Source organism: Stieleria sp., assembly GCF_041595215.1.
GTDB classification, from domain to species: Bacteria; Planctomycetota; Planctomycetia; order Pirellulales; family Pirellulaceae; genus Stieleria; species Stieleria magnilauensis.
This window is the reverse complement of record NZ_JBFHKV010000458.1, coordinates 1-6,234: the sequence shown is the minus strand read 5'-3', so window position 1 is coordinate 6,234 and position 6,234 is coordinate 1. Positions and strand designations below refer to the sequence as shown.

General features: G+C 59.2%; 4 protein-coding genes. All 4 read left to right on the top strand.

Annotated features, from left to right (window positions below; genetic code table 11):
• A partial coding sequence (locus tag ABX749_RS17770) for a hypothetical protein (protein ID WP_372897141.1) occupies positions 1 to 1,872 on the top strand: 1,872 nt, incomplete at its 5' end.
• A gap of 3 nt (positions 1,873 to 1,875) precedes the next feature.
• Positions 1,876 to 2,622: a DUF4159 domain-containing protein gene (locus ABX749_RS17765; RefSeq protein ID WP_372897140.1), complete on the top strand. Its 747-nt coding sequence runs from the start codon at positions 1,876 to 1,878 to the stop codon at positions 2,620 to 2,622.
• Between the two features lie 29 nt (positions 2,623 to 2,651).
• On the top strand, positions 2,652 to 4,010 hold the full coding sequence (locus ABX749_RS17760) for a multiheme c-type cytochrome (protein ID WP_372897139.1): 1,359 nt from the start codon (positions 2,652 to 2,654) through the stop codon (positions 4,008 to 4,010).
• 311 nt (positions 4,011 to 4,321) lie between these two features.
• A partial coding sequence (locus tag ABX749_RS17755; protein WP_372897138.1) for a HEAT repeat domain-containing protein occupies positions 4,322 to 6,234 on the top strand: 1,913 nt, incomplete at its 3' end.

The window sequence follows — 6,234 nt, the reverse complement described above, 5'->3', positions numbered from 1 at the left end:
GCAACCGGCACGGTCGAGCTGAAGTATCGCGACGGAACCACCGAATCGCTCCGTTTGCAGCCCGAGTCAGATGTCGCTCGATCGTTTCTCAGCGGTCAACTCGATGCCGAGTCGTCGACCGTTTACGGTTCCATGCCCTTGGTCCGGCCCGGCCAGTTCACGCTGTCGGTCACGGATGTCGACGGGATCACGTCGCGTGAGACGATCAGCGGCAACATCACGCTGCATCAGGATCAACGCCCGGTCGTGCGTATCACGTCGCCGCGTCCGGTCTCGTTGGCGATTCCCGATATCCGCATTCCGGTCACGATCGAAGGCGCCGACGATTACGGAATCTCGCGTCTGTCTCTCTATCGTTCGTTGAACGGATCGCCGGCGAGCAAGATGGACTTGGAAAGCGACGGAACCCGACAACAACTGGCGCGTTGGAATCTGCCGCTGGGGCGATACGGGTTGACGCCCGGAGACGAAATTCAGTTGTTCGCGCGGATCGAGGACAACGACCCCGCGGGCGCCAAGGGTGCCGAATCGCCCGTGACGATCGTGCGAATCATCTCGCGGCAGGAATTTGACCAATTGAATCTCCGACGCCAAGGCATCGAAAGTTTGCAGGCCAAGTACGCCGCGTCGCAGCGGCATTTGGAACAGCTTGCCGAAGCGTTGCGGGCGGTCGACGAAGCCGCCAAAGCGGCCGCCGAATCTGGGACACCCGCAGCCCAACAAGCGTTGCACGAAAAACTGGCCGCCGCCGAACAAGCCGCCCAAGCCGCAGCCGAGGCGATGGAAAAATTCAGCCAAGAAGCGATGCCGATCGACGTCGATCGCGAGTTGACCAAGCGACTTGCCGAACAAGCCAAGCAGATTCAAAACCTGTCCGAGCAATTGGCGAGTCTCAAAGCGGACGATCCGAATTCGCAACAACCACTTAGCAAACCACAACAGGAGCACTTGCGCAAGATGGCCGAACAGGTGGCATCGGAACGCAACGAACTTCAACAAAATGCGGTGCAACCGCTGGAGCAACTGCAACAGGTCATGCCGTTGATTGTGGATCAACGAAGGTTCGAACAAATTGTCCGTCAACAACGAGACTTGGAACGTCGGTTGAACTCATTGAACACCGCGGAGGAGCCGGACCAGCGTCGGATCGCTGAATTGGAGTCTCAACAACAGCAATTGCGGCAAGCGCTCGATCAATTGCTGGACGACATCGAGACGCACGCCCGGGCGCTCCCCGATCAGCCGGATCTGGAAAAACTGCGTCAGACCGCACAGGAGTTTGTCGAAGCCGTTCGGGAAAGCGACGCAGAATCGAAAATGATGTCCGCTCAAACTGGCCTGTTGAACAGCGAGTTTGATGCGGCGCACGACGATGCGAAAACGGCCGCCGACATTTTGGAAAGCTTTCTAGGGCAATGCCAGGGCATGGGCAACCAGGCCTGCGAGAACTGCAAAATGTCGTTCAACCCCGGTTCGGGCGGCGCGAACCTGGGCAATTCGATCGAGCAGATCTTGGAAATGATGGGCATGAAGCCGGGAGCGAGCGGCATGCGTCCCGGTGGTCAACCCGGAATGGGATTCGGATGGGGAGCCGGCGGAGGATATTCCCAACGTCATCCCGGTCCCAACAACGTCGGCATGTACGGCGCGATGCCGTCACCGGTTCAAAGCAACAGCCAGGGACGCGGCGACCGGACATCCAACGGAGTCGCTTCGGTTCATACCGGTTCGCCGGGCGACGGACAGCCCGATGCGGTCGACGCCGCGCCGGTCGACGCCGGTGGTGGTCAAGCCCAACAAGCAGTCCCGGGGAAGTACCGCGACAAGGTTTCCGAATATTTTCGTCAACTCGCCGAGCAATTGGGAGAGTGAACCATGTGCTTTCAACGATCGAAATTCAGGCGGCTGCTTCTCGTCCTCGGCGGACTCTCCTTGGCGTGCCTCGTCGCGCCCTTGCGAGCCGAGGAGACGGAGACACAGGACGCAGCGAAAGGAGACACCAATGTGGTGGCCGATCCGGAGTCTCAGGGAGGCGAATCGGAAAGCATCGTCCAAGTGGCGAATTTGATCTATGCCGGTACCAAGACGAGCGAATGCTTCGCCGATGACTTTCTGCGCAAGGCGGAAATCGACTCCTCGATCAGCACGACGCGCAGACTGCACTCGGTCAAGTTGGCTTCGGACGAAATCTACAACTTTCCGATGCTGATCATGACCGGAGAAGGCGAATTCGAGTTGCTGCCTGAGGAACGCGACCACCTGCGCCGGTTCGTTGAGCGCGGCGGTTTCCTGTTGGCTTCGGCCGGCTGCTCTTCGCCCGAATGGAATCGGTCCTTCCGCCGCGAGATGGTCAAAGTTTTTCCGGAACAGGAGATGAAACCACTGCCGATGGATCACCTGATTTTTCATACCGCGTACGACATCAGTGAACTCAAAGCCAAACACGGAACGCCTCGACCCATCGAAGGAATCCACTGGGGTTCTCGGCTCGGCGTGTTGTACTCACAGGACGGATTGAACGACACCTCGAATGCTCAAGGCTGTTGTTGCTGTGGCGGAAACGAAATCACGAACGCGGAACAAGTCAACGTCAACATCGTCATCTACAGCTTGCTGCAATGAGAACGTCGTCGCGTGTGGGAACCACGCTATTGCGAAACACGATCGCCGGGCAGATCGGCTGGCTGACGTTGCTGCTGATGGCCACGGGCTGTCGCGAACGTGCGCCGGCAACGTTCGGCGTGATCTTCAGCGGTGATACAGCGGGTTGGATCACTCCCTGCGGCTGCGCCTCGAATCAATCCGGCGGGCTGGCCCGACGGGGAACGCTGATCGATCAGAATCGGAACGAGCGTCCTACCCTGTTTGTTGACGTGGGAGGTTCTTCCAGTGGCACGACGGACTATCATCAAGTCAAACTCGAATCGATTCTTCGTGGCATGATGCGGATGGATTTGCGCGCCCACAACGTCGGCAAGCCTGAAACCGATCTCGGCCCGGCCGTGCTGCGACGACTCGCCGATGCGACCGACGCACCCTGGCTGTCGACCAATCTTGTTCCCCGGGCCGGTGATTGGATTCCCGAACGACTGATCATCGAGCAAATCGGCGGCTGCCGCGTGGGAATCGCTGGAGTGATGGACCCCGACATGATCGACAGCGATGCCTGGACCGCCCGGGATCCAGTCTCCGCGGTCATCGACGCGTTCGACCAGTCGGAAACGGACGTTCGAATCGTGTTGGCCTACATGGACCAACAGAAACTACAGTCGCTCGCCGCGGCGCTGCCCGAAGTCCACGGGGTTTTGGGAGGACCGACGGGCCAATCGATGAGCCCAAAGCAGATCGGCGATGTGACGGTGATGTCGGCAACGAACAAGGGAAAGTACGTCGGCAAGTTGGTCTTCAGGGGCTCCGCCGACGCGTCGAACTACCGCGCCACCGATGCCAACGTGATCGAAGTTTCCAGCGATTTGAAGGAAGACGATCGGCAACTCGACAATTTGAAACACTACTACGAACGCTTGTCGACGATCGACTTTTCAGCCGATCAAACCGGTTTGGTGTCCGGGCTGGCCAGTGGCCGCGACGGATATGAAATCGCCGGCTCGCAGCGTTGCGCCGCCTGCCATGCCGCGGACGATTCGTTGTGGCATCGGTCCCGTCACGCCCATGCCTGGGAGGTCCTGGTCAGCAAGGGCGCGCAGTTCGACCCGTCGTGCCAACAGTGCCATACCACCGGGTACGGGCTCGAAGGCGGGTTCCGAAATGTTGCCGTGTCCGGTCAGCAAGTGCATGTCGGGTGTGAAAACTGTCACGGTCCGTCACGCCAGCACGTCGACAACCCCAAGATCAAAACGCCATGGGTTGCTGCGAGACAGTGCGTGCGCTGCCACGATCGCGAGAACAGCCCGCATTTCCAATACGATGCCTATTGGGCCAAGATTATCCATGGCGTCGATCCGATCCGGTCGGGTGACGCCTCTAACGCTTCCGAGGCCAATTTGTGAGCAAGCGAACGTTGCCCTTGTGGGTCGCTGTTGTTGGGTGTCTGATCAGTTGTCTTCCCGCCAGCACCGCGCGATCGGATGCCCCGCCCGAAAATTCCTCCGCCAAGACCGATCAAGATTCCGTCGATTTGATCGATGGATTTTTCGGTTCCGGTCAAAGTAAATCAATAACGCCGGGCAAATCAAAAACGCCAGAATCGAAATCGGAGTCGGTGTCAGCCGATGATGGCTCTGAAGACGCTGCGACTGGATCGAGCATCGAATCGGGGCCGGCGGAAAACGCGACGCCGAAATCTAAGAAAAGACGTCGAGTGGGAGACCGTATCGAAGCGGTTGACGGGTTCGAACCGGGCCGGCAACTGGCGCTGCTGGAGCAGCGTCCGCTTCTGGTACTCTTCGGTGCCGAGTGGTGTCAGTGGTGTCGATTGCTGGAACAAGAGTTGGCGACCGAGGAAGCCGAGTCCATCCTGAAGCATTGGGTGGTGGCGTTTGTCGATGTCGATTTGAACGAAGCCGTCGCGGAACGCTTCCAAGTCGGCGCGTTGCCTTCGCTACGTATTCTCGACGGAGCGGGCGCGGTCATCGCATCGCAATCCGGCTATCAGCCGTTGAACGAGCTGGAAGCTTGGCTGGATGAATACCAACAACAGGCGGACCCTGTTCTGCAGTCGGTGCTTTTTGCTTCCGACACGCCCGATGCCGACGAGATCAAACAGCTCGCGGAATTGTTGTCCTGGCGATCGGCTTCTGTGCGGACCGCGGCCGCGAAACGGATGTCCGACCATCGGGGTGTGACTGCGGCGACTGTCGTCGACAAACTGCGTGTCGGCAACCTTTCCGCTCAGTTAACGGCGTTGGAAATCCTGACCGCGTGGCATGCTCCGACGGCCGGCATCGATCCCTGGGTACCGGACTCGATCAACGCCGAAACCACCACTCCGTTGGTCAAGTGGCTGAGAGCGTTGCCCGCGGCGAACGATCCGGCGGGATCGGACGGGGACACATCCGAGGCAGACCAGCAACAGGTCGGCGAGCTGCTGCGTGAACTGATCACCGCGCCCAGCTTGCGACACGGCGAGCTGATCCAACGTGCGGTCGCGGTCGGTCAGCCGGCGGCCACTGAATCCAAGCGAATCGAGTCGACCGTGGAATCGTTGACCGACCGCCAGCGACAATTGCTGCGGCAAGTGCGTTACAGCGTCTTCGCCGGCCGGACGACGCGACTCGCCAACGCAGGGTTGATCGAATCGCTCGCCAAACTGGACGGGCCCACGCATTATGCAGCGGCGGAAAAATTGCTCGCCGGCGTAAGCTCGCAAGATGAACCGTTGATTGATGAACTGTCCACCGATCGCGATCCCTTGGTCCGCGAATTGTCGGTTGCCGCCCTGCACCGAATCGGGGCACTGACCAGCGATGAACGGATTCGAAAGTTGTTGTCCGATGAGAGTCCCAGTGTTCGCACCGCCGTGCTGAAACAACTCTCCGAAGATCCCGACGATGAAATCACCAAACGACTCGTCGAATACCTGCGAACCGAATCGGACGAGGACCTGCTTCTCTATGCGACCAAGATTCTCGGCCAGTTGTCGACCAACGTTGAAGCGAGTGATGCGTTGGCGGAATTGATCGACGACGAACGTTGGCGCGTCCGAGCCGCCGCATTGGATGCGGTCAGCGAGTTCGTTAGCGAAAATCGTTACTCGTTCAGTTTCGAAGGCAGCGGTTCGGTCGTCAGCGAACCGATCGCGGATGCCGTCATGAAACACACCAGCGATCCCGATCCGTTCGTCGCCAAGAAAGCTCAGTTTTTGGTACCGAAGGTGGTCAGCAAACGGACCGCAGAGGCCGTCGCGCAATTCCTGCTCTCGGACATGGATCGCACTCGCGAAATCATAGCGTCGGTGGAAGAACACGAACGCGGGGAATTGATGGTTCCGCTGATTGAATTGAGTAAAAAATGGCTCGACGACGACGACCCAAAGAATCATGCCAAGGCGGCGTTGCTGATGACCGAGGTTTCGCCGACCACGCTCCGCTATCGCTTGGACGATCTCTTGCAATCGGGGAACCGCGATGTCCGGGTGGCGGCGATGCGGGCATTCATTCCCTGTGTGGAAGAGTTTCGCGAGAAAAGCGTGGCAGACGAGTTGGAGCGGTGGCGTCTCGCGTTCTCGATGACCGAAGGGCGGGCGATCGCAGCGATCGAATTGATGCGACCGAT

Excerpts from the sequence above, each read along its gene's own strand:
- ABX749_RS17765 (WP_372897140.1), top strand. The coding sequence starts at position 1,876 with ATGTGCTTTCAACGATCGAAATTCAGGCGGCTGCTTCTCGTCCTCGGC.